The organism is Rathayibacter sp. AY1B5 (assembly GCF_002932795.1).
Classification (GTDB): Bacteria; Actinomycetota; Actinomycetes; order Actinomycetales; family Microbacteriaceae; genus Rathayibacter.
The window spans coordinates 24,728-49,378 of sequence record NZ_PSWM01000019.1 but is presented as its reverse complement, the minus strand read 5'-3'; the positions used below and the strand labels follow the sequence as shown (position 1 = coordinate 49,378).

Here is a 24,651-nt window from a genome sequence, read left to right as displayed (position 1 = left end):
ACCATCCACACACAGCGACGTCCTCGAACATCAGGTGACGCCGATCGTCGGCGCCGGAAGGAGCACTCGCCATGGCCGAGATCACCGCCCACCACGGACTCTTCAAGGACACGGACCTGCACGTCGACGACACCGGCGGATCGGGACGTCCCGTGGTCCTCATCCACGGCTGGCCCCTCTCGGGCGAGTCGTGGAAGGAGCAGGTCCCCGCGTTCGCCGAGGCCGGCTACCGCGTCGTCACCTACGACCGCCGCGGCTTCGGGCGCAGCGACAAGCCGCTCACCGGCTACAGCTACGACACGCTCACCGAGGACCTGCACACCCTCCTCACCGAGCTCGACCTGCAGGACGTCACCCTGGTCGGCTTCTCGATGGGAGGCGGCGAGGTCGCCCGCTACTTCACGAAGTACGGCGCCGAGCGCCTGCACAGCGTCGTCTTCGCCTCGGCCGTCCCGCCGTACCTGATGAAGACGGACGACAACCCCGACGGCCCGCTCGAGAAGGCGCAGGCCGCGCAGATGACGGCCGGACTCACGAAGAGCGAGGACGACTTCTACGACCAGTTCACCACCGACTTCTTCTCGGTCGACGGGGTGCTGAAGGTGACGGAGGAGCAGCGTCAGGAGGCGATCGCTCTGGCGAAGCAGTCGGCCAAGCACGCGGCGCTCGCCTGCATGACGGCGTTCGCGACCACCGACTTCCGCGAGGACCTGCCGAACGTGTCGGTGCCCGCGCTCGTCATCCACGGCGACGGCGACGGCACGGTTCCGTTCGAGGGCTCCGGTGCGCGCACGCACGCGGCGATCCCCGGCTCCGAGCTGCACGTCGTCCACGGCGCCCCCCACGGAGTGACCGTGAGCCACCCCGAGGAGTGGAACCGCGTCGTCCTGGAGTTCCTCGCGAAGTAGCGGCTCCCCTGCTGATCGAGCAGCCCCGCAGGGACGTGTCGAGACCCTCCGCACGGACACGGATCTCGATGCGCGCTGCGCGGGCTGCCCGATCAGCAGGGGGCTCTCCGCAGCGCCCGAGTCAGCCCTTCTCCGCGCCCTCGGTCGTGTTCATGATCCGCCGCTGGAAGACGAAGAACAGCACGGCGACCGGGATCGACATCAGCACCGCGGCCGCGAGCTGCAGCGGGTACTGGTCGCCGGTGCCCAGCTGCCCCGACACGAGCGACGCGACTCCGGTCGTCAGCGTGTTGAGCTCCGGCGACTGCCGCGACACCACGAAGTGCGAGAACTCGTTCCACGACCCCTGGAACGACAGGATGAACAGCGTCACGATCGCCGGACGCGCCATCGGCACCACGATCGAGCGGAAGGTCCGGAACACCCCGGCCCCGTCGATCCGCGCGGCCTCCTCGAGGGAGAGCGGGATCGAGTCGAAGAACTGCTTCAGGATGAAGATCCCCGCCGCGTCCACGATCAGCGGGACGATCATCCCGGCGTAGCTGTCGTAGAGACCGAGCTGCTCGAGGATCAGGAACCGCGGGATCAGCAGCACCACCGCGGGCACGCTCATCACTCCGATGAACAGCGCGAACAGCAGCCCCCGTCCGCGGAAGCGCAGTCGCGACAGCGCGTAGCCGGCCAGCGAGTCGAAGAAGACCCGGCCGACCGTGACGAACACGGTGACGATCACCGAGTTGAGCGTCCACAGCGGCAGCGGCACGTCGGTCGGCCTGCGGACCCCTCGGACACCGGCTCGGGCGGCTACTGGCCGCTCTCGTACCACGGAGGCTCGGTCTGGGCCCACGACACCGCGATCGCCGTCACCGGGCTCGCCCGGGAGGGCTTCGGAGCGGAGGCGACACCCTGGTCGTCGCGCCGCTCTCGCCCGCGCTCGCCCGCGCTCGCCGGGCCGATCCGGGTGCACGGGATCCGCTACCGCGGCTCCGTGGTGCCGGTGGACTGGGACGGCAGGATCTGAGGCGCCGCGCCGGTCGGGGCCGCCGCGCTCAGGCAAGCGCGCTCAGGCAGTCGCGCTCAGGGAAGGCGCGCCACGACCGCACGCGCGATGCGCCGGCCCGAGCGGTTCGCCCCGATGGTGGAGGCCGTCGGGCCGTAGCCGGCGAAGAAGACGCGCGGATCGGTCAGCGAGGCGCCGTCGGCGACCGCGATGCCGCCCTCGCGCTCGCGCAGTCCGAGCGGAGCGAGGTGGCGCAGCTCCGGCCGGAAGCCCGTCGCCCAGATGATCGCGTCGGCGCGCGTGAAGGAGCCGTCGGGCCAGCGCACGCCCTCCTCCTCGATCGAGGAGAACATGCCCCGCTCGTGCAGCAGCCCGCGCGCGATGCCGGCCACCACCCGGCGAGTGCGCTGCACGCCGGTGCCGCCGACGATGCTCGGGAGGGGCAGGCCGGCGCGCGCGGCGCGGTCCTGCTCGGCCACCGCCTCCACCGCCGACTCCATCGCGAGCTGCTCGCCGTCGTGGTAGACGACCGGCCGCCGCGTCGCCCAGGTCAGCGAGCGCGCCACCCGCTCGAGCTCGAGCAGGAAGCCGATCGCCGAGGTGCCGCCGCCGACCACGAGCACCTGCTTGCCGGCGAAGTCCTCGGCGCGGACGTACTCGGTCGGGTCGATCTGCACGCCGCGGAAGCGGTCGCGCCCGCGGTAGTGCGGGACGAAGGGCGAGCCCCAGGTGCCGGTCGCGTTGACGAGCAGGCTCGCGCGCTCGACCGCGCGGTCGGACTCGACGACGAGCGGCGACCCCGTGTCGTGCGGCGTCGCGCTCGTGACACGCCGCACCGACTCCGGACGGCGGATCTCGAGACCGAGCTCCTCCTCGTAGCGCCCGTAGTACTCGCGGACCACGTCCCGTGCCGGACGCCGGTGGTCGGCCGTGCGGAACGACAGCCCCATCCGCTCCATTCCGGGGAGATCGTGCACGCGGTGCGCGGAGCCGAGCCGCAGCGCCTCCCAGCGGAACTGCCAGGCCCCACCGGGCTCCGGGCCACGGTCGAGGATCACCAGGTCGCGCCCGGGGACGAGGCCGAGACGGCGCAGGTAGTAGGCCACGGACAGGCCCGCCTGGCCCGCGCCGATCACCACGACGGGGCGCGGTGGGGCGACGCTGTCCACGGTGCTCCTGACGCGGTCGAGGATGGGCGGCCGTCCGGCAGATCGAGGCCCGGGGTGGCGTGTCCCCCGTCTGCTAAACTACCGCGTAGATTTCAACTTTCCCTGTCTGCTCTTTTCCCCAGCCGGCTCACTGCCCGTCTGGCCTGTCATCGTGAGGGGGTCACCCATGGGGCGCGGCCGTCAGAAGGCGAAGAACACCAAGATCGCCCGTGAGCTGAAGTCGTTCAGCCCGGCGGTCGATTACAGCGCGCTCGAGCGCGAGCTCAGCCACCCGGACGAGCCCGACTACTCGAAGTGGATCGACGCCGAGGACGACGGCGACGACACGGACCTCGTCGAGGAGCCGCACCAGAAGCGTGCGTGACTCCTCCCGCGAGACGGGGCCGCTCCCTCGGGGCGGCCCCGTTTCGCGTGCGAGCGAGGATCCGGCGGGCGAGGACCGGGCGACCGGGCAGTCGTCGGTCGAGGATCCGCCCCGCGGGGACGCGGCCGACGGCGCCGTCCGGCAGCTGTCGACGCGGGTCGCCTACGAGACCCCGTGGATCCGCGTCCGCGAGGACGAGGTGCTCTGGCCGGGCGGGACGCGCGGCGTCCACTCCGTCGTCGAGCGCGACGACTACGCCCTCGTGCTCCCGCGGGAGCGCGGCGGATTCTGGCTGGTCGAGCAGTACCGGTACCCGATCGGCCGCCGCGCGTGGGAGTTCCCGGCCGGGGGCTGGCCGCACGGCTCGTCCGGCGGCGACGCCGAGGCTCTCGCGCGCGCCGAGCTGCGCGAGGAGACGGGCCTCCGGGCCGAGCGCCTGACCCACCTGGGCCGACTCGCGGAGGCGTACGGCTTCGTCGCGCAGTCCGTGGACGTCTTCCTCGCCGAGGGGCTGGAGCACGGCGAGCACGAGCGCGAGGACACCGAGCAGGACATGCGGCAGGAGTGGTTCCCCGATGCGGAGATCGCGGAGATGGTCCGCTCCGGGGCGATCGTCGAGACGGCCGCGGTGGCCGCGCTCGCCCTCTTCCATCTGGAGCGCGGGTCGCTCGGTTGAGCACGTTCTCCCGCTTTCCGCCACGGAGTGCAGATTGTCGGTGCCCCCTGGGACACTGACCGGATGAGCTCTTCCCCGCCCGCACAGCTGCCCGTGTGGCAGTCGGAGCGTCGCGGGAACGACCTCGAGGAGGCGCGCGACTTCTACGCCGGCTCGTACAACGGCTCCGGCTTCCGGGCCGAGCGCTCGGTCGTGCCGTTCGCGTTCCGCTACACGACGACCGGGCCCGGGCCCGTGAGCCTCCACTCCGCCTCGTTCCTCGGCCGGGTGCGCGGCACGGTGGCCCCGAGCGACGTCTACGTCGCCCTCTGGCTGACCGCCGGGCGCGCCTTGCTCGACCTGGGGCGCGACGAGCACCGCCTCGTCGTCGGGCGCCCGGCCATGTTCCCGAGCGGCCGGCCCTTCGGCTTCGAGGCCCTCGAGTACCGCGACGCGCTCGTGCACTTCGAGGCCGCCCACCTCGAGGCGATCGCCGCCGAGCTGCACGGCACCGAGCCCGGCCCGCTGCAGTTCGCCCCCGTGGCGCGCGACACGACGGCCTGGTGGGCGGCCGTCCGGCTCCTGCGCGACACCCTCGCCTCCGCGCACACGCCCACCGTGCTGCAGCGCGACGGCGTCGCGCGCATCGCCGCGATCGCCGCCCTGCAGACCTTCGCCCACCGCATCGCCCCGCTGCCGGCCGTCCCGCCCTCCGTCAGCGCGCGGCGCCTCCGCCGGGCCGTGGAGTTCGTGCAGGCCAACGCCGACCTGCCCCTCGGAGTGGCCGACATCGCCGACGCGGCGGGGCTCACGGTCCGCGGCGTGCAGCTGGCCTTCCAGCGCGCCTTCGGCGAGACCCCGAGGCGCTACCTGCGCGACGTCCGCCTCGAGCGCGCGCACGAGGAGCTCTCGGCCGGATCGATCGGCTCGCTGGTGGTCGGCGACGTCGCCGCCCGCTGGGGATTCATCAGCGGCGGTCGTTTCGCCCAGCACTACGCGACGCGCTTCGGCGAGCTCCCGAGCGAGACACTCCGCCGCTAGCCCTCCCGATCCCCGACGGCGGTTCCGCCGCGAGGCGTTCGGGCGTACTGTCCGAGGACCGCCCGCTGCCCCGCGGGCCCGCGTCGATGGAGTCGCGAATGTTCGAACCCGGAGGATCCGCGCGACCTCTCGCGCGGATCGGCTACGTCACCGCCGCCCTGCTGGTCGGCGCGATCCTGGTGGGCGGCGCGGTCGGCGCCGCCGTCGCCCTGGTCCTCTACCTGCCCGGCGTCCTCGCCGCCGACGGCCCGCCCGGACTGGTCGGCTTCGGCCTGCTCATGGGAGCCGCATCCGGCGTCGGCATCGGAGTGGTCGGAGGCGCGGGAGCGGTCGCCGGCATGGTCGCGGTACGCGTCGCGAGCCGCCGCGACGGTCCGTTCGTGCTCGGCACCAGCGCGGGCGCGGGCCTCGGCGTGCTGGTCGCCTCCGCGAACCTGCTCGTCAGCCGCGACGCTCCGACCTGGGCGTCCGCTCTGCTCGCCACCGCGGCCGCCTGCGCCCTCTGCGCTGCGGGCTCGTGGCTGCTGACCCGGCACGAGCACTCCTGGGAGCGCGCGCACGCCGCACCGCGCTGATCCGCGGCGCCTCCGGAGGTCAGCCCGCGTAGGACCCGACCAGGCGGACCGCTCCGCCGTCGACGCCCTTCGCGCCCTGCTCGAAGCCCTCGAATCCGCGCGCGGCCGTCGAGACGCGGCCCGCGACCCACGACGGGACGCCCGAGCGCTCGAGGCGCGCGATCACGCCGTCGGCCGCCTCCGCCGCGACCACGGCGAACATGCCGATGCCGAGGTTCCAGGTGCCCTCGGTGCTCTCGAGCGTCGCGCCGGACATCCCGGCGAGCGCGCGGAACACGTCGGACGGGCTCCAGCTCGCCCGCTCGACCTCGACCCACGAGCCGCGCGGCAGCACCCGGGCGAGGTTCGCCGCGATGCCGCCGCCGGTGACGTGGCTGATCGAGTGGACGGCCGGGCCGAGCCCGGCGTCGTCGAGCAGGTCGAGGAGGGGACGGGTGTAGAGGCGGGTCGGCTCCAGCAGCACCTCGCCGACCACGCCGCCCAGCTCCTCAGAGCGATCGGTGAAGCCGATGCCGCGCTCGGCGAGGATGTGGCGCACGAGCGAGTAGCCGTTCGAGTGCAGTCCGGAGGAGGCCATCGCCACCACGACGTCGCCGTCGCGCACGCGGTCGGCGCCGCGCACCTGGTCGGCCTCGATCGCGCCGACCGCCGCGCCCGCCACGTCGTAGTCGTCGGGTCCGAGCAGGCCCGGGTGCTCGGCCGTCTCGCCGCCGACGAGCGCGGTGCCCGTCTCGGAGCAGGCGCGCGCGATGCCGGCGACGATGTCGGCGATGCGGGCCGGGACCACCTTGCCGCACGCGATGTAGTCGGTCATGAAGAAGGGGCGGGCGCCGACCACGACGATGTCGTCGACGACCATGCCCACGAGGTCCTGCCCGATGGTGTCGTGCTTGTCGATCGCCTGCGCGAGCGCGACCTTGGTGCCGACGCCGTCGGTCGAGGTCGCGAGGAGCGGGGCGCGGAAGTCGCGGAGGAAGGAGACGTCGTACAGGCCCGCGAAGCCGCCGACCCCGCCGAGGACGCGGCTGTCGTGCGTCGCCGACACCGCCGACTTCATCAGCTCGACGGCGAGGTCCCCCGCCGCCGTGTCGACTCCTGCGCGGGCGTAGCTGCTCGTCTCATCACTCACGCGACGACCCTACCGACTGGCCCCTCCCGCCGCGGCGCGGATCCGGGTCCGCCGCCCCGGCGGCTCCCGCTGCGCTCCCGCGGTCACGCGTCCCAGGCCACGTAGTGCAGCTCGGCGCGGTCGCGGCTGCGGTGGAGGTCGAGGTAGGACCGGGCGATGACCTCGGCCGCCGCGTCCGGGTGGCCGCCGTCGATGAGCGCGGTGATCGCCACGTGGGCGGCGTAGACGCCTCGGGGCTCGAGCGCGGAGTGGAGGTTGAGGACCCAGTTCCGCAGGCCCGCGGCGGCGATGTTGATGTTCGCCAGCGCCGCGTGCGGGGCGACGGAGCCGCCGCCGGTGGTGACGAGGATCGTCCCGCTGCCGGCGGCGATCATGTCCGGAACCACTTCGCCGACGGCACGGAGCGCGCCGCCGAGGTAGAAGTCGATCTGCGGCTGCAGGTTCTCGGGCGTGACGTCCAGGACGCCGACCGGAGCGAGAGCGGAGTCGGCGGGAGAGAACTCGAGGACGTCGATCGGACCGAGGTCGGCACGGATCGCCCGCAACGCGGCGGTCAGGGTCTCGGGCCGCGCGATGTCGGCGGCGAAACCCGTCGCCTCGATGCCCTCCTCGGCGAGACGAGCGGCCAGGCCGTCCAGCTTCTCCTGGTTCCGCGAGACGAGCGCGACGGTGAAGCCGGCCCGGCCGAAGACGCGGGCGATCTCGAGGCCGAGGCCGGGGCCCGCGCCGATAACGGTGAGAAGGGGCATGGGAGGTCCTGTCGTCGTGCGCCCTGGGGCGCGATGAGCGGGGCTGCTAAGTTGAGGTCAGCCTCAAGACTCATTGGACCATGAGTTGAGCGGCACCTCGAGATCATCGGGAGGATCGCATGGACGAGCAGAAGGTCCTGCGCCGGGACGCGCAGCGGAACGTCGAGAAGCTGCACGCCGCCGCCCTCGAGGTCTTCGGCTCCCGCGGCCTGGCCGCCCCTCTCGAGGACATCGCCCGTCACGCCGGCGTGAGCATCGGCACCCTCTACAACCGCGTCGGCTCCCGTGAGGAGCTCATCGACGCCGTCGTCCCGGCCGTCGCCGGCGAGAAGCTGAAGGGTCTGACAGAGCGCGCTCTCGCCGAGCGGTCCTCCCGCGGACGCCTGGAGCGCTTCGTCTCCGGGATGATCGACCTCCAGCTGGAGGACCCCGCCCTCAACGACGCGATGCTGCGCCGCTTCCCCGACGCGGTCGCCGTCATCGAGGCCTGCGACCGCTCGATCGAGCTCGGCCGGGATCTCGTCGAGGCCGCCCACCGCGACGGATCCCTCTCCCCCGACTTCACCCACGACGACCTGATGGCCCTGCTCTGGATGGCGGGCACGACCAGCCGCGAGTCCGCGGCTCCGCAGGGCTGGCGCCGCGTCCTGGACCGGAGCCTCGCGGGAGCCTGGACGGCTCCGAGCAGCTGAGCGGCCGCGCGGCTCCCCGACCGCCCGCCCGGCCGATCCGCCGGTCGGCGCCGCCCTGAGCACCCCCGGAGCCACGGATCCGCCCACGGCGAACCATTAGGGGATGAGTCCCCCGCGTGCCAGGATGGACCGTCAAACCCCCCTGCTATCCCCTTGGGAGCCCCTCCGGCATGTGCGGAATCGTTGGGATCGTGTCCTCCGGACCGGTCAACCAGTCCATCTACGACAGCCTCTCCCTCCTGCAGCACCGCGGCCAGGACTCGACCGGCATCGCGACCGCCGACGGCAGCACCCTGCACATCAAGAAGGCCGCGGGACAGGTCCGCGAGGCGTTCCGCACCCGCGACATGCGCTCGCTGCTGGGCTCCATGGGCCTCGGCCACGTGCGCTACGCGACGAAGGGCAACGCCGAGCGCGAGGAGGAGGCGCAGCCGTTCTACGTGAACGCGCCGTATGGCATCATCCTCGTCCACAACGGCAACCTCACGAACACGCGCGAGCTCACCGAGGAGCTCTTCCGCATCGACCGCCGGCACCTCAACACCACCTCCGACACGGAGCTGCTGGTCAACGTGCTGGCGAACGAGCTGCAGGCGTCGATGTCGGGCCGCGACCTCGACGCCGACGAGGTGTTCGACGCCGTCGCCCGCGTGCACGAGCGCGTCGAGGGCTCCTACGCCACCATCGCGCTGATCGCCGGCGTCGGGCTCCTGGCGTTCCGCGACCCCTTCGGCATCCGCCCGCTCATCGTCGGCCGCCGCAGCAACACCGGGGCTCCGGACGACTGGGTGGTCGCCTCCGAGTCGCTCGTCCTCGAGGCGCAGGGCTTCGAGATCGTGCGCGACGTCGCTCCCGGCGAGGCGGTCTTCATCACGCCCGACGGCCGGATGGCCAGCCGCCAGTGCGCGAAGGACCCGCGCCTCATCCCGTGCTCGTTCGAGTACGTCTACCTCGCCCGCCCCGACTCCGTGATGTCGGGCATCTCGGTCTACGAGGCGCGCCTGCGCCTGGGCGACCGCCTCGCCGACACCATCGCGCAGTACACCCCGGGCGGAGCGATCGACGTCGTCATGCCGATCCCCGACTCCTCGCGCCCCGCTGCGATGCAGGTCGCGCAGAAGCTCGGGATCGAGTACCGCGAGGGCTTCTACAAGAACCGCTACGTCGGCCGGACGTTCATCATGCCCGGGCAGGCGGTCCGCAAGAAGTCGGTGCGCCAGAAGCTCAACGCGATGTCGAGCGAGTTCAAGGGCAAGAACGTCCTGATCGTCGACGACTCGATCGTCCGCGGCACCACCTCCAAGGAGATCGTCGACATGGCCCGCGCGGCCGGCGCGAACACGGTCACCTTCGCGTCCGCCGCGCCTCCCGTGCGCTACCCGCACGTGTACGGGATCAACATGCCCTCGCGCCAGGAGCTCGTGGCCCACAACCGCCGCATCCCCGAGATCTCGGAGGCGATCGGCGCCGACCAGCTGATCTACCAGGAGGTCGCCGATATGAAGGCGGCGATCCTCGAGGGCTCGGACGTCACCGACCTCGAGACCAGCTGCTTCACCGGCGAGTACGTGACGGGCACCGTCACTCCGGAGTACCTCGACTGGGTGGAGCGCACGCAGCTCAGCTGAGCTCTGCACAGCGCCGGTCGCGGCGCAACGGGTGCCGCGGATCCGTGCGCCGCTCCATGATCGGAGGGTGCGCGGCCCCGCGCGCATGCACCCGAGGAGTCCCCCGTGATCTACCGAATCCTGCCGTTCCTGCTCACCTTCGTGGCCAAGAAGATCTCGAAGTCGCAGAAGGCCAAGCGCGCCGCCGCCAAGCGCCCGACGTCCACCACGAGCAGCAGCCGCCGCTCCTCGTCGCGCCGGGGACGCTGACGCCGCGGTCCCGTCCGCGAGCGCGAGCCGCGGACGGGACCCCCGGCTCAGGGCGGAGTGCCGCGGCCGCTGGGCGGTCCGTCTCCGCCTGCTAGACCCGGTCGGACCCGGCCCGGGGGTCGCCCTCGTCGGACGAGGTCCCCACGTCGGGCGGAGTCCCCTCGGCCGCGGGCTCCTCGGCCGCGTCCTCGCGCTCGACGATCCGCTCGGCGGTGGTCCGGACGACCTTCCGGCCGACGACCCGGTCGAGCAGCACCACGACGAGCCCCGCGAGGGCGCCGAACAGCGTCACGAAGAGCAGCAGGCTGAAGCCGAAGACCTGCCCGCGGGAGAAGCCCTCCGTCTCGGGCAGCGCGAAGGTCAGCACGAAGGCCGCGATCGCTCCGAGCCCGACGCCGAGCGTCAGGATGCGCCAGACGCGCGGCGAGCGGCGGACGTCGACCTGTTCGCGGGTGACCTCGGGGCCGGCGGGATCGCTCATGTCTCCATTCTCCCCCGCGCGGGCGAGGGCACGGCACCGTGATCGCTCAGAGCGCGTGCACGAGCCGGCCCGCCTGCGCCCGCAGCTCGCGGACCACGGTGCGAACCGAGAGCCGCTCCGCCCGGTCCGGACGCATCAGAGCGACGATGTGCCGCACGGAGTTCACCCCGCGGAGCGGCTTCACGACGACTCCCGCGCCGCCCGCCGTGTAGCGCGGGAGGACCGCGATCCCCAGGCCCGCCGCGACGAACGCCTCCGTCACGCGCGTGGACGCGAAGCGCTGCTCCACCCGCACCGCCTCGCCGGACGCGGTCTCGATGTCCTGCATCACGCGCTCGAACGGGAACCCGTCCGGGACGCCGATCCAGGTCTCGCCGACCAGGTCCGCCGCCGAGACCGTCGCCCGGTCCGCGAGGCGGTGCCCGACCGGCAGGCCGATGTCGAGGGGCTCGATCATCAGCTCCGCCATCGCGAGGCCGCGGCCGGCCCAGGCGCTGCGGCCGGTGGGCGAGTGGGCGAGCACGATGTCGAAGTCGGCGGTCAGGTCGGCGAACTCGTCGGTGCCGGGGTCCGCGTCCTCGCATTGCACGACGAGCCCCTCGACGCTCCGGAGCGCCACCAGCGCGTTCGGGAGGAGCATCTGCCCCGCGGTGGGGAAGGTCGCGATGGTGACCTCGCCGATCGGGTTGTTCTTGAACGTCTGCCAGACGGCGTCGGCCCGCTCGAGCGCGATCGCGATCTCCGTGGCGCTCCGGGCGAGCTCGCGTCCCGCCGCCGTGAGCACCACGCCGCGGCCGGAGCGCTCGATCAGCGGCACGCCGGCCTCGCGCTCGAGGACCTTGAGCTGCTGCGAGACCGCGGAGGGCGTGCGGTGCGTCGCCTCCGCCACGGCCGTGATCGAGCGGCGCATCGAGAGCTCGCGGAGCAGTTCCAGCCGTCGCACGTCCATGTAGAGAAACTACACGTCAGGGCAAGAACAGTTCGATTGTCCTACGGAACACGGGGCCGGACACTGGACGTTGTACACAGCATCCCGGCGGATGGATCAGAAGCCGCCGCAACGAAAGGCAGAACACTCATGAGCATCGCAATCCTCGTCGTCCTCAGTGGCCTCGCCGCATGGGGCACGGTGTCGACGGTGCTCGTCGCCAGCCGCGACGGCTACCGTCAGGTCCCCGCGCAGCACTGAGCCCCGCCGCTCCGCGACAGCACCTCATCGCGTTCCGACGCCGTCTCCCGACCGGGAGGCGGCGTTCTCGCGTCTCCGGGGGCTGCTGCCGCTCCTCGGGGAACGCCTCCCCGCCGCGGCTCCCAGGGGCCCCCATCGGCTCGCCCCGCACACGACGACGGGCCCCCGACCGGAGTCGAGGGCCCGTCGTGCGCGCGGTGCGGCTACTTCGCGGCTGTGCGGCGGCGCAGGCGCGCGACCGTCATGCCCAGACCGAGCAGCAGAGCGGCGATCCCGGCGACGAACGCGGGGGTCGCGTCCACTCCGGTCTCGGCGAGGTGGTGCGAGCCGGCGACCGGAGCGGTGGTCGGCGTCGGCGCGGGGCCCGTGGTGGGCGGCGTGGTCGGCGCGGGCGTCGGCTCCGTGGTCGGTCCGGGAGTCGGGGTGCCCGCTCCGGCGCCGGCCGCGACGGCGAAGCCGACGCTGATCTCGGTGCCGGTGGTGTCGAGCGCGAACGTCGCGGTGTGCGCGCCGCCTGCCAGGCTCTCGTCGATCGGGACCGAGAACGACGCGCGACCGGTCGAGTCGTCGGTGACGGCCCGGGTGGGGTCGATCGTCGCGGTGCCGACGACGGTGCCGTCGACGCTCGCGGTCACGGTGGTGTCGGCCGCGGCTCCGGTGCTGAACAGGAGCGAGGAGAGGTCGACGGTCATGGTGTCGCCGAACGCGTACTCGCCCGAGTCCGGGACGTTGTCGGTCAGGCCGATCGTGCGCTGCACGGGGTCGGGACTGACGGTGCCGAGGTCCTGGATGTAGCCGACGAAGGCGTCCAGGTCGATGCGGCCGGAGTCGGCCGTGCCGGTGCCCTCGGTGAAGGTGCTGAAGCCGTCGCCGCCGCTCGCGAGGAAGCTGCTGGTCACGACGGTGTAGGTCGCGGCCGGGTCGATCGGCTCGTTCTGGAAGAACACCTGCGAGATGCGCGAGCCCTCGGGGGCCGTGGCGTCGAAGACGTAGGTGAGGTCCTTCGAGGTGGAGAGGTTCAGCTGCGGGTGGCTGGAGCTGCCCACCCACTGCTCCTCGAGCAGGTCGGAGATCTGCTCACCGGTGAGCTGCAGGGTCACCAGGGTGTTCGCGAAGGGCTGGGCGTCGGAGGCCTCGGCGTAGGTGACCACGCCGTCCGCGTCGCCGGGCTGGTCCGGAGTCGCGGTGTAGGAGAGGTCGTCGCGCAGGCCGCCCGCGTTCGAGAAGGCGATCTGCGTGCCGAGCTCACGGGTGGCCCAGAGCTGGGCGTCCGAGACGAGGTTGCCGAGGGTCGACTCCGAGCCGCGGTTGGTCGTGGTGCCGTCCGGGCGGTAGGCGCGCGAGATGTCCTCGGTGATGGTGCCGACCTTCACGCTGCCCTCGCGGACGGCGACGGCCTGGGCGTCGGCGACGATGCTCTCGACCTCGGCGTCGGGCTCGAAGGCGCCGACGACGATCGTCTTGGCCGGGTCGTCGGAGGCCGGGTCGTCGACGACCTTCGTGAGCGGCACGACCTCGCTGGTGAGCGAGGTGAGCTGCTTGGTCGCCGGGTCGACGGTCAGGGACATGCGGCCGATGTTCTCGGCGTAGCTGCCGGTCTGCGACACGACGGTCGGGAAGGCTCGGCCGGCGTCGATGCCCGCGTTGTACTCCTGGTGGCTGTGGCCCGAGACGATCGCGTCGACGTTCGGGGCGACGGCGTTGACGATCGCGCCGAACTTGGGGTCCGCCTCCGGGGTGTTCAGCTCGGCCGCGTCGGCGTCGGCTCCCTCGTGCAGGAGCAGGACGACCACGTCGGCCTCGTCGTTGGCGGCGTCGCCGTCCTGGAGCTGCGCGGCGACCTCGTTGACGTTCTCGGCGATCGGCTCGATGGAGAGCGTCGAGATCGTGGCGGGGTTGACGAGCTTGCCGAGGTCCTCGGTGATCGCGCCGATGAAGGCGACGGAGACGCCGTCCTGCTCGGTGATCACGTAGGGGGAGTAGGCGCGCTCGCCGGTCGCGGTGTCGTAGAGGTTCGCGTTCACGTAGGGGAACGCCGAGGCGTCCACGACGCGGCCGTCCACGTCGGCGCGGCCCTGGTCGAACTCGTGGTTGCCCAGCGTGCTGACGTCGAGGCCCATCGCGTTGAGCGAGTCGAGCGTGGGGATGTCGCCCTGCACCTTCGACACGAAGGTCGAGGCGCCGATGTTGTCGCCGGCCGAGACGAACAGCGTGTTCGGGTTGGCGGCGCGGTAGGAGTCGACGGCACCGGCGAGCACAGCGGCTCCGGCGACGGCGCGGTCGGCGGCGAGCCGCCCGTGGAAGTCGTTGATCGAGAGGATGTCGATGGCGACATCGCCCTCGGCCGCCGCGGCGGGCGTGGCGCCGAGGAGGGCCGCTCCGGCGACGGCGCCGACGGCGGTCGCGGAGAGGAGTCGGGTGAGGCCGCGTCGGCCCGGGGAGGTACTGCGCATCGTGAAGGGGACTCCAAGCATCGAGCGGTGGATCCGGAGAGGATTCGTGCCGCGTGAGGGGGTTATTCCCAGACAACCCGACGGCGGACCCCAGGTCAAACGTTCCGACGACGGCTCGCCGCCGCGTTTACGAGAAGTTAACTCGCCGACGCTCAGCCCACGCGCAGGACGGGGAGGAACGGCGTGAGGTCCGCGCGTACTCCCGAGGCGTGGATCCGCCCGCTCGCGAGGCCCTCGCTCCACGGCAGGGAGCCGGTCGCGAGCGGCAGCCAGGTCGCCGCGTCCATCTCGATCACGTTCGGCGGAGTGCCGCGGGTGTGGCCCGGACCCTCGACGCACTGGGCCGCGCCGAACGGCGGAACGCGCACCTCGACGCTGCGACCGGGGACGTTCGTCTCGATGATCTGCAGGAGGAACCGCACCGCCGTCGCCGTCGTGTTCCGGTCCGCTCCACCGGCGAGCGCCGCCCGCACCGCGGACTGCCCGCTCGCCTCGTCGATCCTGCCCTTGGCCATGCACCCATCCTGCCGCCGCCGCCCGCTCCCGGACGCCTCCCGCGGGGCCCCGCCCGGCGTGTCGGCGTCCGCAGCGCCGCCCCGCGGAGGAGGACGTCACAGGGACCTGGCCCGGGGCGGGGCGCCCTATCCTGTCAGGGTGAAGATCCTCGTCCTCGGTTCGGGTGCCCGTGAGCACGCCATCATCACGGCTCTCCTCGCGGAGGAGGAGCACCACGAGATCATCGCGGCGCCCGGCAACGCCGGGATCGCGCGCGACGTCGAGGTCATCCACTTCGACACGAACAGCCCCCGGCTGGTCAGCGGCTTCGCGGTGGAGCAGGGCATCGAGCTCGTCGTCATCGGCCCCGAGGCGCCCCTGGTCGCGGGAGTCGCCGACGCGCTCCGCAAGCGCCGCATCCCCACCTTCGGCCCGGACAAGGCCGCGGCGGCGCTCGAGGGCTCGAAGACCTTCGCGAAGCGTGTGATGGACATGGCCCGCGTGCCCACCGGCCGCGCGACCCGCGTCTCCACCCTGGTCGACGCCACCCGCGCCATCGACGACTACGGACTCCCCTCGGTCGTCAAGGCCGACGGCCTCGCCGCGGGCAAGGGCGTCCTGGTGACGGAGTCGCGCAGCGCCGCGATCGCGCACGCCGAGTTCTGGCTGCAGTCCGGCGACGTCCTCATCGAGGAGTTCCTCGCCGGCCAGGAGGTCTCCCTCTTCCTCCTCTCCGACGGCCACGACGTCGTCCCCCTCTCCCCCGCGCAGGACTTCAAGCGCCTGAGCGACGGCGACGAAGGACCGAACACGGGCGGCATGGGCGCCTACTCCCCGCTGCCCTGGCTCGCCGACCGCTGGGAGAGCGAGCGCGCGTTCGTCGACGAGGTGATCGACACGGTCGCCATCCCGACCATCCGCCAGCTCGAGCGCGAGCGCACCCCCTTCGTCGGACTCCTCTACTGCGGCCTCATCGTGACCGACGCGGGCCTGCGCGTGATCGAGTTCAACGCCCGCTTCGGAGACCCCGAGACCCAGGTCGTCCTCCCCCGCCTCGCCTCCCCGCTGTCCGCGCTGCTGCACGCGGCGGCCACCGGTGCGCTCGCCTCCGTCCCGTGGCCCGCGTTCACGGACGAGGTCGCCGTCACCGTCGTCCTCGCGAGCGAGGGCTACCCCGAGAACGCCGTCACCGGTCGGACCATCACCGGGCTCGAGGCGGCGGCGGCCGTCCCCGGCGTCACCATCGCCCACGCGGCGACCCAGCTGGTCGACGGGCGCTTCGTCGCCACCGGCGGCCGCGTGCTCAACGTCGTCGCGCGCGGCGCCGACTTCGCCGAGGCGCGGGAGCGGGCGTACCGCGCGCTCGACCTGATCCACCTCGACGGCGGGCTGTATCGGAGCGACATCGCGGCGAAGGTCGCGCAGTAGCGCGACCTCCGACGTGATCTCGATCACGCCGCTCCCCGCGCGGCGTGGCGCAGTCGGCGAGGAGGGTGGCCGGGTTCTGCAGAGCGGGGTGCGTTCGGCGCATCCGAAACGCTCGGCACGCGTTCCAGCCGGCGCCTCGAGGGTGGCCGGGTGGCGGGGCGGATCCGCGCTCGGACCCAGGCCTCCGCGACGCAGGCTCGCGGCGGGGGTCGGTCGCCGCGGCGGGCCGGGTCAGGCCAGGCTGCGGAGGGCCTCGGCGAGGTCGGGGTGCGCGAAGGCGAAGCCGGCGTCCTCGAGGCGGCCGGGCACGACCCAGCGGGACTTGAGCAGGAGCTCGGGCTCGGTGCGGAGCAGGAGGGTCGCGGGCTCGAGGACGAAGCGCGGGGCCGGTATCCCGATCCGACGGCCGACGGCCGCGCGGAGCAGCCGCGAGAGCTCGGTGTTGTCGCTCGGGTTCGGCGACGCGAGGTTCACCGGTCCGTCGAGGGACGACTCCTCGAGGAAGCGGATCGACTGGTACACGTCCTCCACGTGGATCCAGCTGAAGCGCTGCCGACCGCGGGTGCGCCGGTGCTCGTGGTGCACGCCGGCGTCCCGGCGGGCGCGCGTCGAGGGCCACGGCCCGTCGAACTGCGGACCCCCCAGGCCGAGTCGCGCCAACCGCAGCAGGATCGCCGTCGCCGGACCGTCTCCGAGCACGATGGACATCCGCAGCGCGACTCGCCGCACCCCGGGCGTCTCTCCCGCGAAGAACTCCGACTCCCACGCCCGCGCCACGTCGACCGAGAACCCCTCGCCGAGCACGCCCTCGTCCTCGGTGTTCGCCCGCTCCTCTTCGTGCCGGTAGATCGTGGCCGTGCTCGCGTTCATCCAGACCGGCGGAGGAGTCGCGACCGCCCCGACCGCGCGGTGCAGCTCCGCGGTGGTCGCCACCCGGGAGCGGAGGATCTCGGCGCGGTTCGCCGCGGTGTACCGGCAGTCGACGCTCTTGCCGGCGAGGTTCACCAGGAGGCGGGCGCCGTCGAGCGTCCGCGTGATCCCGGCGATGTCGCCCCAGCGCGCGTCCGGCCCCGAGCGGCCGATCCGCCGCACCGTCCAGCCGTCGGCGGTGAAGCGGCGGGCGAGCTCGGTCCCGAGGAACCCGCTCGCACCGGCGAGGACGACGACGGGGTCAGCGGTGCTGCTCATCGCCCCATCGTGCCGCACCCCGCCGGAGTCAGGGGGAGGACTCGTCGGAGACGCGCTGGCGGGACGTGGAGCAAGTGGAGGCGGGCCTCGGTCAGCCGCTGAGCGGCCCCGCACCACCGAGTAGACGCGCCGCGGCGAGCGCCCCGGCCAGCCGCTCGCCGAACCCCGGCGGCACCTCGGCGGGCAGCGAGTCGACCGGCCACCAGGCCACGTCGTCGCTCTCGTCGCTGACCGTCACGGGAGCGTCCGGATCGGCGATCGCGCCGAAGCCCACGTCCCAGTGCCGGGAGCAGCGGCCGAAGCCGTCGCCGAGCGCGTGCCGGTCGAGGTCGAGCGGCAGCACGCCGAGCGGCTGCAGGCGCGCCACCCCGCTCTCCTCCCGCGCCTCGCGGAGGGCAGCGGCGGCCACGGAGTCGTCGCCGGCCTCGATGTGCCCGCCGAGCTGCACCCAGAACCGGCCCTTGCGGTGGAAGCAGAGGAGCACCTCCGCGAGATCCGGCGAGAGCACGAAGCAGCTCGCGGTGATGTGCTCGGGGCCGCCGTCGCGCTCGAGCGCCGACTCGCCGCGCTGCTCGAGGAACGCCAGGTACTCGTCCCGCAGTCCGGCGAGCGCACCCGCATCCCACTCCCGCAGCTCGCTCGCCAGCGCCGCCCCTCGCTCCCCTGTCACGCGGAGCACCCTACTTCCCCTCCGCGAGATGCCACTTGGGTACGCGACACGCCGTGCGGCGCGTACCCAAGTGGCATCTCGCGGAGAGGGGACGGACGGGAGCGTCAGACGGAGAGGCCGGAGAGGCCCTCGCGGTCGACGCGGCGGTGGAAGCGCATGCCGGCGAGACCGCCGAGCACGGCGCCGACCAGCGCGACGACCAGTGCGGCGAGCGCCGTCACGATCGCCGCGGCCGTGGCGTCGCCCGCGTCCAGCGGGATCGTCGGGAAGCCGCTGACCGCGGAGAGCGCCTGGCTGCCGCCGGTGATCGCCGAGACGATGCCCACGACGATCGCGACGACGACCGCCCAGGCCCACACTCCGACGCCCTGCTTCGCTCCGCTGAAGCGGGCCATGCGGCCGGCCACGTAGCCGCCGCAGTAGTAGGCGACGAGGAGGATGACCAGCAGCGCGATCGCGCCCGCCCAGCCGAACGCGGCCGGGTCGGCCGCGAGGTCGCCGGTGACGTCCTGGGTCCCGATGACGGCGGCCCCGATCGCGGTGACGAGAGCGGTCAGGAGGACGGCGAGTCCGGTGGCGGCGAGCCAGCCGAAGAAGGCGCAGCCGATCTTGAAGCCGCCGAAGCGGTCGCGCTCGCGCTGGTGGATGTCCTTGCGCGCGGCCGCACGGGCCTGCTTCGCCTCGGCGGAGTCGGGGTCGACGGGCGCGCGGTGCTCGGGCGCCGAGTGGGCGGAGGCGGAGCGGTCCGCGGAGTCGGAGCGGTCCGGAGTCGCGGAGCGGTCCGGAGTCGCGGAGCGGTCCGTCGCCGCAGCAGCTCCCGTGTCCCCCGCCGAGTCGATGCGCGCCGTGCCGCCCGCCGCCGAGCCCTCTGCGCGTCGCGGCAGTCCGCCGTCAGCCGGATCCCTGTCTGTCGTGCTCATGTCGAACCTCCTGGCCGAGCGCCCCGAAGAAGGGCGACACGCTCAGTCAAGACCCAGGGAGCCCTCGGTGTCGCGGGCTTGACGACAGGACGGGGCGGTCGGGTCGTCAACCCCCTGCGCCCCCTCCCTCCCACCCGCTTGCATGGGGGCACCGACCGACGACACGAGAGGGAGAGTCATGACTCCGGAATCCCCTGAGCAGACACCGCCCGGCACCGAGGCCGAGCTGACGCCGAAGGCCGACCACGGCGAGACCAGCTACCGCGGCACCGGCCGCCTCAGCGGCAAGGTCGCCCTCATCACCGGCGGCGACAGCGGCATCGGCAAGGCCGTCGCGATCGCGTTCGCGCGCGAGGGCGCCGACGTCGCGATCTCGTACTTCGACGAGCACGACGACGCCGAGGACACCGCGAAGTGGGTCCGGGACGCCGGCCGCGAGGCGCTGCTCCTCCCCGGCGACCTGCAGGACCCGGCGCACTGCCGCGCCGTCGTCACAGAGACCGTCGAGCGCTTCGGCCACCTCGAGGTGCTCGTCAGCAACGCCGCCTTCCAGATGAGCCGCGAGAGCGTCACCGACATCCCGGACGAGGAGTGGGACCGCACGATCGCGACGAACATCAGCGCCTACTTCCACCTCGTGAAGTCGGCGCTCCCCCACCTGGAGGAGGGAGCGTCGATCATCGCGACGAGCTCGGTGCAGTCCGACCAGCCGTCGTACCAGCTGCTGCCCTACGCCGCCACGAAGTCGGCGATCCTCAGCCTCACCGCCTCGTTCGCGCAGGCGCTCGGCGAGAAGGGCATCCGTGCGAACTCCGTCGCGCCCGGCCCGATCTGGACCCCGCTGATCCCCTCGACCATGCCGGAGGAGGCCGTCGCCGAGTTCGGCGAGCAGGTCCCGCTGGGCCGCCCCGGGCAGCCGGCCGAGGCGGCCCCCGCCTACGTCCTCCTCGCCTCCGACGAGGCGAGCTACATCAGCGGGTCGACGATCGCCGTCACCGGCGGGAAGCCGATCCTCTGATCACGCTCCCGGGCACCGCTCACCCGCAGGATTCCGCGATAGGTTCCTGCGGGTGAGCGTCCACATCCGCAGCATCGAGACGGCGGTGCCGACCACGGTCCTGCGCCAGTCCGAGGTGCGCGACCTCTTCGCGTCCCAGCCCGCGATGACCCGTCTCGGGTCCCGCCTGATCGGCGCGGCCTTCGACGCGTCCGGGATCGACACCCGCAGCACGGTGGTCGACGAGCTCGACCGCGTCGAGCGGGAGGGCGCGAGCGTCTTCTACGACGCCGAGAGCGGCCTGGTGCTCGACCCGGGGACGGCGGCCCGCAACGCCGTCTACACCGAGCGCGCTCCCGAGCTCTTCACGGAGGCCGCCCGCCGCGCCCTCGCGTCCGCGTCGATGACCGCCGAGGACGTCACCCACGTGGTGACCGTCTCCTGCACCGGCTTCTACGCTCCGGGGCCCGACTACCAGCTGGTCCGCCGCCTCGGCCTCGCGCCCTCGACGCAGCGCTTCCACCTCGGCTTCATGGGCTGCTACGGCGCCTTCCCCGGCCTGCGCGCCGCCCGCCAGTTCTGCGAGGCCGACCCGGAGGCGGTCGTCCTCGTCGTCGCGGTCGAGCTGTGCACCATCCACCTCACGAGCTCCAACGACCCGGAGCAGATCGTCGCGACCTCCGTCTTCGCCGACGGCGGAGCGGCGGCCGTCGTCACCGCCCGCGAGGCCGCGCCCGGCACCCCGGTGCTCGAGCTCGACGCGCTCGCCACGACGCTCACCGACGAGGGCGAGACCGAGATGGCGTGGACGATCGGCGACCACGGCTTCTCGATGCGGCTGAGCACCTACGTGCCCTCGATCATCGGAGCGAACATCGAGGCGGCCGTCGCCCCGCTGCTGGCCGGCGCAGAGGTCGAGCGGAGCGACGTGCAGCGCTGGGCGATCCACCCCGGCGGCCGCAGCATCCTCGACAAGGTGCAGGCCTCGCTCGCCCTCAGCGACGAGCAGCTGGCCCCGTCGCGCGAGGTGCTGCGGACCAACGGCAACATGTCGAGCGCGACCGTCCTCTTCATCCTGCGGCGCCTGCTCCACGGCGAGGCGGCCGACGGCGAGCGGATCGGCGCGATGGCGTTCGGTCCCGGCCTCACCGTCGAGCTCGCGCTGCTCACCAAGCGGGGCGGGGAGTGACTCCGCGAGCCCCTCTCGCGCCGGACCTTCGCCACCGCGAGGTCTCCGAGCAGGAGCTGATGGACGACCCGGACTGCGACCGGACCCTGCTCGACGCCACCTACGCCCGCTTCGGCACGGTGAACCGGCTGGTCTCGGGGTGGCGCGGCCTCTACCGCTCGCGCCTGCGCCCGCTGCTGCGGCCCGACGAGCCGTTCCGCCTGCTCGACATCGGCTCCGGAGGCGGCGACGTCGCCCGCTCCCTCGCCGGCTGGGCCCGCGAGGACGGTCTCCGCCTGGCGATCACCGCCGTCGATCCGGACGAGCGCGCCTCCGCCTTCGCCACGTCGACGCCCGCGCCGCCCGGAGTCGAGTTCCGCCGCGCGAGCAGCGCCGACCTGGTCGCCGAGGGCGAGCACTTCGACCTGGTGACCTCCAACCACGTGCTGCACCACCTGACGCCGGAGTCGCTCGCGGGTCTGCTCGCCGACAGCGAGCGCCTGGCTCCGCGCGCCCTCCACAACGACATCGAGCGCTCCCGGCTGGCCTACACGGCCTACCTGCTGGCGACGCGCCCGATCGCGGCGGGCTCGTTCCTCCACTACGACGGGTCGCTGTCGGTGCGGCGCAGCTTCACCGCCGCCGAGCTGCGGGCGGTGGCGCCCGAGGGGTGGCGGGTCGAGCGCGCGGCGCCCTACCGGCTGCTGCTCGCGCGGGGCGAGGTGTGAGCGCCGGGCGCCGGGTGAGCGCGGGGCGCAGGGCGAGCGCCGGGCGCAGGGCGAGCGCCTCCGGTCCCCGCTGGCTGCGCGCCGCCGCGGTCGGCTACTCCGCCAACTGCGCCCTCGGCACCGCCGTCGCCACCGGCGCTCTGCGCACGGGCCGCTGGCACTGGATCCACCACGCGCTCTACATCTGCACGTCGTCGCTCACGGCGCTCGCCTGGGCGACGCTGCGCCGGTCCGATCCCCGGGCCGCGGCCGCGCTGGCTCCCGCCGCCGTCCCGCTGGCGGCGATCCCCTTCGCGGGGACGCACGGACGCCGGCACCCAGCGATCGCGCTGGCGGCGGCTCCGTTCGTGCTCGCCGCGCTCGAGCGGACGCGGCGGCCGGCGCGACGGCAGGACGTCCGCCGACTGCTCGGGTCCGGGTCGTTCGGGCGCTGACGGACTGCGGCCGCAGCGCAACGTCGGCTGACACCGGTCCCCCTCCTCCGTCGAGGAAGGGACCCCCTTCTCAGCCGAGGTTGCGCCGGACCGCCTCCGCGCTGGCGCGGGATGCCGGACCGGACCCGCCGCTAGCGCGGGGGCTCGACGTCGCGGTCGGGGTCGGAGCGGTAGGAGCGCAGCGCCTGCCAGCCGGCGATCGCGAGGATGAGCGCGCCGCAGAGCATCGTCAGCAGGTTCGGCACCGAGAAGCCGGAGCCCACGACCGAGTTGATGCCCGCGCCGAGCACGAACACTCCTCCGAGAAGGTAGAAGATGACCCTCGTCTTCACCGTTCCACCGCTTCCCTCGAGCCTGCACAGGACCCTCGATGCTACCCCGCGCGCCCCGGACGGGCGCCGCTCGCCCCGTGCGCAGCCGATCGGGGCAGGATCGAGGCATGGAGTTCCTCGATGTCGTCCGGCGCCGGAAGACCACCAACGGCGCGTTCCTGCCCGATCGCGTCTCCGAGGAGCACCAGCGGCTCCTGATGGAGGTGGCCGGCCGAGCGCCGTCGCAGCTCAACAGCCAGCCGTGGCGGTTCGTGCTCGTCGAGGAGCGCGAGACGATCGACCGGATCGCCGCGATCAGCGGCGAGAGCATGACCACCGCCATGTCGAACGGCACGTTCTTCGAGCGCTACAAGCCCTACTTCCGCTTCAGCAGCGAGGAGATGGAGCAGCGGCGCGACGGGATGCTGTTCGACAAGCTGCCGGCTCCGCTCCGCCCCTTCACGAAGCAGGTCTTCACCAAGCGCGGCCAGTTCCTGATGAACTCCCTCCGCGTCCCGCAGACCCTCGGCGAGGAGAACCGCCGGCTCGTCGCGGGTTCGCCGCTGCTGCTCGGGGTGATGCTCGACCGCTCCGAGTACCGGCCGGGCGAGCTCTCCTCCTTCTACTCGGTGTTCAGCATGGGCGCCGCGATGGAGAACGTCTGGCTGAGCACGGTCGAGCTGGGGATGGGGATCCAGTTCGTGTCGTTCCCGATGGAGGTGCCGGGAGCGTGGGCGCGGATCGAGTCCCTCCTCGCCGTGCCCGACGAGCTCGAGCTGATGGCGGTGTACCGGCTCGGCTACCTGCCTCCGGAGCGGCGGCGGCCGGCGATCGACTGGTCCTCGCACCAGCGGAAGCTGCCGTCGCAGTACGTCTTCCGCGGCACCTGCGCGACCCCGCAGGAGGGGTGGGACGCGCCGACCGGGCCGTGACGAGGATCCGGAGCGACGCGGCCGGCAGCCGACACGAGGTGCCCGCGCCCGCTCCCGGGCCGGCCCCGCCCGACCGGAGATCCGCGACGGAGCATCGACTCCGCCGTCACGCGTCGGCTATCGTGGCGCCCAGCACGCCCGGCAGTGCTACGTCCCGTCCGCGGGACTGTCAATGGGGGTCCGGCGTGTCTCCCGCCCGATTCCCCGCACCGGGGTCCGAGCGGATACCGTCCCCCGAGGAGCCGTCCGCCAGGGCCGGCCCGATGAACGAAGGGGGCCCGTGGCCACGCTCATCTACGGACCGCAGAACCTCGAGATCGAATTCGAGGAGCGCGTCCTCGCGCACCTGAAGGTCGCCGTCCTCTCGAAGCTGCGCCGCAACGAAGCCTTCTCTCTCTCGTGGATGGAGGACGCCTCCACCGGACACGGCCGGAGCTCCGTCTGGCTGCACCCGTCGGTGCCGCTGCACTTCCGCTTCACCGAGGCGCACCAGCCCAAGCTCAACCGCGCGTGGATCGAGCAGATGCTCAGCGTCGCCAGCATGCACGGCGAGCTCTCGGTCCTGCCGGAGCCCGAGGAGCAGCGCCAGGGCTCCTGAGCCCTGCTGCCCCCTGATCGCGCGGCCGTCAACCCCGTCCCCTCTGCGGGGGACGCGAAGTACCGTCGAGAAGACGTCCCCGGAACCATCGGCGGACGTCGACGGACGGAGACGACCATGACGGACACCGCGCGAGCGACCGGCCTGCCCACCCTCACCCCGGTGAGGACGCTCCGCAAGGAGCAGCCGATCGAGCCGCGCCGCGTGCCGGACTCCGTCTCCGTCGGCTCCCAGCCGGTCATCGGCTGCCGGATCGACGTGAGCGGCCGCTCCTTCGTCGTCGAGCTCGACATGGCCGGCATCTTCCTGCGCCAGGTGCGCCGGAGCCTGCGCGAGGGCGAGGGCGGCCTCGTGCTGCTGCGCCACGTCGACGGGATCGAGATGATCCCGTTCTCGCGCGCGACACCGTTCGACGTCTCGGACATCGTCTGCCCCGAGGGCGTCGAGCCCGCGGACGCCCGCTCGGCCCTGGGCCTCCGCGACCGCTGAGCCGCGACGGG

At 73.0% G+C, this 24,651-nt stretch carries 27 protein-coding genes and 1 pseudogene; 16 read left to right on the top strand and 12 right to left on the bottom strand.

Features of this window, described 5'->3' with window-relative positions; all coding sequences use genetic code 11:
* Positions 1–71: 71 nt before the first annotated feature.
* Positions 72–908: an alpha/beta fold hydrolase gene (locus C5D44_RS12385; protein WP_104257891.1), complete on the top strand. Its 837-nt coding sequence runs from the start codon at positions 72–74 to the stop codon at positions 906–908.
* 121 nt (positions 909–1,029) lie between these two features.
* Here C5D44_RS12385 and C5D44_RS12380 read toward each other — a convergent pair.
* A pseudogene (locus C5D44_RS12380) lies at positions 1,030–1,662 on the bottom strand (carbohydrate ABC transporter permease); the annotation flags it as partial.
* Positions 1,663–1,985: 323 nt separating this feature from the next.
* Positions 1,986–3,077 carry an FAD-dependent oxidoreductase gene (locus C5D44_RS12375; protein ID WP_104281799.1) on the bottom strand — a complete coding sequence of 364 codons (1,092 nt, stop codon included), beginning with the start codon at positions 3,075–3,077 and terminating at the stop codon, positions 1,986–1,988.
* 166 nt (positions 3,078–3,243) lie between these two features.
* Here C5D44_RS12375 and C5D44_RS12370 point away from each other — a divergent pair, with 166 nt between their 5' ends.
* The 4 genes from C5D44_RS12370 (at position 3,244) to C5D44_RS12355 (ending at position 5,712) form a co-directional block, all read left to right on the top strand.
* Positions 3,244–3,441 (top strand): DUF3073 domain-containing protein, encoded by a 198-nt coding sequence (locus tag C5D44_RS12370; RefSeq protein ID WP_097167615.1) that lies wholly within the window; start codon positions 3,244–3,246, stop codon positions 3,439–3,441.
* Complete coding sequence (locus tag C5D44_RS12365) at positions 3,434–4,117, top strand: NUDIX hydrolase (RefSeq protein WP_258067969.1); 684 nt, start codon at positions 3,434–3,436, stop codon at positions 4,115–4,117. The genes C5D44_RS12370 and C5D44_RS12365 overlap by 8 nt, the downstream gene beginning before the upstream one ends.
* 63 nt (positions 4,118–4,180) lie before the next feature.
* On the top strand, positions 4,181–5,137 hold the full coding sequence (locus C5D44_RS12360) for a helix-turn-helix transcriptional regulator (RefSeq protein WP_104277055.1): 957 nt from the start codon (positions 4,181–4,183) through the stop codon (positions 5,135–5,137).
* A gap of 98 nt (positions 5,138–5,235) precedes the next feature.
* A complete protein-coding gene (locus tag C5D44_RS12355; protein ID WP_104281798.1) occupies positions 5,236–5,712 on the top strand; it encodes a hypothetical protein in 477 nt (158 codons plus the stop codon).
* Positions 5,713–5,731: 19 nt separating this feature from the next.
* Here C5D44_RS12355 and purM read toward each other — a convergent pair whose 3' ends face one another.
* Both purM and C5D44_RS12345 read right to left on the bottom strand, forming a co-directional pair.
* Positions 5,732–6,841 (bottom strand): phosphoribosylformylglycinamidine cyclo-ligase, encoded by a 1,110-nt coding sequence (gene purM / locus C5D44_RS12350; RefSeq protein WP_104277057.1) that lies wholly within the window; start codon positions 6,839–6,841, stop codon positions 5,732–5,734.
* Positions 6,842–6,924: 83 nt separating this feature from the next.
* Positions 6,925–7,590, bottom strand: a complete 666-nt coding sequence (locus C5D44_RS12345; RefSeq protein ID WP_104281797.1) for an SDR family NAD(P)-dependent oxidoreductase — start codon at positions 7,588–7,590, stop codon at positions 6,925–6,927.
* Between the two features lie 119 nt (positions 7,591–7,709).
* Between C5D44_RS12345 and C5D44_RS12340 the strand changes: the two genes are divergently transcribed.
* The 3 genes from C5D44_RS12340 to C5D44_RS18110 all read left to right on the top strand — a co-directional run bounded on the left by C5D44_RS12340 (position 7,710) and on the right by C5D44_RS18110 (position 10,159).
* Positions 7,710–8,282: a TetR/AcrR family transcriptional regulator gene (locus tag C5D44_RS12340; RefSeq protein ID WP_104281796.1), complete on the top strand. Its 573-nt coding sequence runs from the start codon at positions 7,710–7,712 to the stop codon at positions 8,280–8,282.
* Between the two features lie 170 nt (positions 8,283–8,452).
* Positions 8,453–9,910: an amidophosphoribosyltransferase gene (gene purF, locus C5D44_RS12335; RefSeq protein WP_104223766.1), complete on the top strand. Its 1,458-nt coding sequence runs from the start codon at positions 8,453–8,455 to the stop codon at positions 9,908–9,910.
* Positions 9,911–10,015: 105 nt separating this feature from the next.
* A complete protein-coding gene (locus C5D44_RS18110) occupies positions 10,016–10,159 on the top strand; it encodes a hypothetical protein (RefSeq protein WP_181065538.1) in 144 nt (47 codons plus the stop codon).
* A 91-nt stretch (positions 10,160–10,250) separates the two neighbouring features.
* Here C5D44_RS18110 and C5D44_RS12330 read toward each other — a convergent pair whose 3' ends face one another.
* The 4 genes from C5D44_RS12330 to C5D44_RS12315 form a co-directional block, all read right to left on the bottom strand.
* The gene (locus C5D44_RS12330; protein WP_104281795.1) at positions 10,251–10,640 is read right to left on the bottom strand and encodes a hypothetical protein; all 390 of its coding nucleotides are present in this window, start codon (positions 10,638–10,640) and stop codon (positions 10,251–10,253) included.
* 46 nt (positions 10,641–10,686) lie between these two features.
* On the bottom strand, positions 10,687–11,589 hold the full coding sequence (locus C5D44_RS12325) for a LysR family transcriptional regulator (RefSeq protein WP_104277060.1): 903 nt from the start codon (positions 11,587–11,589) through the stop codon (positions 10,687–10,689).
* A gap of 443 nt (positions 11,590–12,032) precedes the next feature.
* Positions 12,033–14,282, bottom strand: coding sequence for a bifunctional UDP-sugar hydrolase/5'-nucleotidase (locus C5D44_RS12320; protein ID WP_104281794.1), 2,250 nt, complete (start codon positions 14,280–14,282; stop codon positions 12,033–12,035).
* 152 nt (positions 14,283–14,434) lie between these two features.
* Positions 14,435–14,797, bottom strand: coding sequence for a sterol carrier family protein (locus C5D44_RS12315; RefSeq protein WP_104277062.1), 363 nt, complete (start codon positions 14,795–14,797; stop codon positions 14,435–14,437).
* Between the two features lie 139 nt (positions 14,798–14,936).
* On the opposite strand from C5D44_RS12315, the gene purD reads away from it, so the two are divergent.
* A complete protein-coding gene (gene purD, locus C5D44_RS12310) occupies positions 14,937–16,205 on the top strand; it encodes a phosphoribosylamine--glycine ligase (RefSeq protein WP_104277063.1) in 1,269 nt (422 codons plus the stop codon).
* A 231-nt stretch (positions 16,206–16,436) separates the two neighbouring features.
* On the opposite strand, the gene C5D44_RS12305 is transcribed toward purD, so the two are convergent.
* The 3 genes from C5D44_RS12305 to C5D44_RS12295 all read right to left on the bottom strand — a co-directional run bounded on the left by C5D44_RS12305 (position 16,437) and on the right by C5D44_RS12295 (position 18,983).
* Entirely contained in the window at positions 16,437–17,393 is a 957-nt protein-coding gene (locus C5D44_RS12305) for an epimerase (RefSeq protein WP_104281793.1), read from the bottom strand.
* Positions 17,394–17,484: 91 nt separating this feature from the next.
* Complete coding sequence (locus tag C5D44_RS12300) at positions 17,485–18,063, bottom strand: NUDIX hydrolase (RefSeq protein ID WP_258067968.1); 579 nt, start codon at positions 18,061–18,063, stop codon at positions 17,485–17,487.
* Positions 18,064–18,167: 104 nt separating this feature from the next.
* A complete protein-coding gene (locus tag C5D44_RS12295; protein ID WP_258067966.1) occupies positions 18,168–18,983 on the bottom strand; it encodes a hypothetical protein in 816 nt (271 codons plus the stop codon).
* A 178-nt stretch (positions 18,984–19,161) separates the two neighbouring features.
* Here C5D44_RS12295 and C5D44_RS12290 point away from each other — a divergent pair, with 178 nt between their 5' ends.
* Genes C5D44_RS12290 through C5D44_RS12275 form a run of 4 tightly spaced genes read left to right on the top strand, consistent with a single transcriptional unit; the run spans position 19,162 to position 22,310 of the window.
* A complete protein-coding gene (locus C5D44_RS12290; RefSeq protein WP_104281792.1) occupies positions 19,162–20,001 on the top strand; it encodes an SDR family oxidoreductase in 840 nt (279 codons plus the stop codon).
* A 52-nt stretch (positions 20,002–20,053) separates the two neighbouring features.
* Positions 20,054–21,169 (top strand): type III polyketide synthase, encoded by a 1,116-nt coding sequence (locus C5D44_RS12285; RefSeq protein ID WP_104277066.1) that lies wholly within the window; start codon positions 20,054–20,056, stop codon positions 21,167–21,169.
* Entirely contained in the window at positions 21,166–21,876 is a 711-nt protein-coding gene (locus C5D44_RS12280; RefSeq protein ID WP_258067383.1) for a class I SAM-dependent methyltransferase, read from the top strand. Before C5D44_RS12285 ends, C5D44_RS12280 begins: the two co-directional genes overlap by 4 nt.
* A complete protein-coding gene (locus C5D44_RS12275; RefSeq protein WP_258067965.1) occupies positions 21,873–22,310 on the top strand; it encodes a hypothetical protein in 438 nt (145 codons plus the stop codon). Before C5D44_RS12280 ends, C5D44_RS12275 begins: the two co-directional genes overlap by 4 nt.
* Positions 22,311–22,441: 131 nt before the next feature.
* Here C5D44_RS12275 and C5D44_RS12270 read toward each other — a convergent pair whose 3' ends face one another.
* Positions 22,442–22,642: a hypothetical protein gene (locus tag C5D44_RS12270; RefSeq protein ID WP_104223776.1), complete on the bottom strand. Its 201-nt coding sequence runs from the start codon at positions 22,640–22,642 to the stop codon at positions 22,442–22,444.
* A gap of 107 nt (positions 22,643–22,749) precedes the next feature.
* Between C5D44_RS12270 and C5D44_RS12265 the strand changes: the two genes are divergently transcribed.
* The 3 genes from C5D44_RS12265 (at position 22,750) to C5D44_RS12255 (ending at position 24,640) form a co-directional block, all read left to right on the top strand.
* Positions 22,750–23,553 (top strand): nitroreductase family protein, encoded by an 804-nt coding sequence (locus C5D44_RS12265; protein ID WP_104281791.1) that lies wholly within the window; start codon positions 22,750–22,752, stop codon positions 23,551–23,553.
* Positions 23,554–23,833: 280 nt separating this feature from the next.
* The gene (locus C5D44_RS12260; protein WP_244229547.1) at positions 23,834–24,151 is read left to right on the top strand and encodes a hypothetical protein; all 318 of its coding nucleotides are present in this window, start codon (positions 23,834–23,836) and stop codon (positions 24,149–24,151) included.
* A 117-nt stretch (positions 24,152–24,268) separates the two neighbouring features.
* Positions 24,269–24,640, top strand: coding sequence for a hypothetical protein (locus tag C5D44_RS12255; protein WP_104223778.1), 372 nt, complete (start codon positions 24,269–24,271; stop codon positions 24,638–24,640).
* Positions 24,641–24,651: the final 11 nt, after the last annotated feature.

Excerpts from the sequence above, each read along its gene's own strand:
- C5D44_RS12385 (WP_104257891.1), top strand. The coding sequence starts at position 72 with ATGGCCGAGATCACCGCCCACCACGGACTCTTCAAGGACACGGACCTG.
- C5D44_RS12370 (WP_097167615.1), top strand. The coding sequence starts at position 3,244 with ATGGGGCGCGGCCGTCAGAAGGCGAAGAACACCAAGATCGCCCGTGAG.
- C5D44_RS12360 (WP_104277055.1), top strand. The coding sequence starts at position 4,181 with ATGAGCTCTTCCCCGCCCGCACAGCTGCCCGTGTGGCAGTCGGAGCGT.
- C5D44_RS12355 (WP_104281798.1), top strand. The coding sequence starts at position 5,236 with ATGTTCGAACCCGGAGGATCCGCGCGACCTCTCGCGCGGATCGGCTAC.
- C5D44_RS12345 (WP_104281797.1), bottom strand. The coding sequence starts at position 7,590 with ATGCCCCTTCTCACCGTTATCGGCGCGGGCCCCGGCCTCGGCCTCGAG.
- C5D44_RS12340 (WP_104281796.1), top strand. The coding sequence starts at position 7,710 with ATGGACGAGCAGAAGGTCCTGCGCCGGGACGCGCAGCGGAACGTCGAG.
- purF (WP_104223766.1), top strand. The coding sequence starts at position 8,453 with ATGTGCGGAATCGTTGGGATCGTGTCCTCCGGACCGGTCAACCAGTCC.
- C5D44_RS12330 (WP_104281795.1), bottom strand. The coding sequence starts at position 10,640 with ATGAGCGATCCCGCCGGCCCCGAGGTCACCCGCGAACAGGTCGACGTC.
- C5D44_RS12325 (WP_104277060.1), bottom strand. The coding sequence starts at position 11,589 with ATGGACGTGCGACGGCTGGAACTGCTCCGCGAGCTCTCGATGCGCCGC.
- C5D44_RS12320 (WP_104281794.1), bottom strand. The coding sequence starts at position 14,282 with ATGCGCAGTACCTCCCCGGGCCGACGCGGCCTCACCCGACTCCTCTCC.
- C5D44_RS12315 (WP_104277062.1), bottom strand. The coding sequence starts at position 14,797 with ATGGCCAAGGGCAGGATCGACGAGGCGAGCGGGCAGTCCGCGGTGCGG.
- C5D44_RS12305 (WP_104281793.1), bottom strand. The coding sequence starts at position 17,393 with ATGAGCAGCACCGCTGACCCCGTCGTCGTCCTCGCCGGTGCGAGCGGG.
- C5D44_RS12295 (WP_258067966.1), bottom strand. The coding sequence starts at position 18,983 with ATGAGCACGACAGACAGGGATCCGGCTGACGGCGGACTGCCGCGACGC.
- C5D44_RS12290 (WP_104281792.1), top strand. The coding sequence starts at position 19,162 with ATGACTCCGGAATCCCCTGAGCAGACACCGCCCGGCACCGAGGCCGAG.
- C5D44_RS12265 (WP_104281791.1), top strand. The coding sequence starts at position 22,750 with ATGGAGTTCCTCGATGTCGTCCGGCGCCGGAAGACCACCAACGGCGCG.
- C5D44_RS12255 (WP_104223778.1), top strand. The coding sequence starts at position 24,269 with ATGACGGACACCGCGCGAGCGACCGGCCTGCCCACCCTCACCCCGGTG.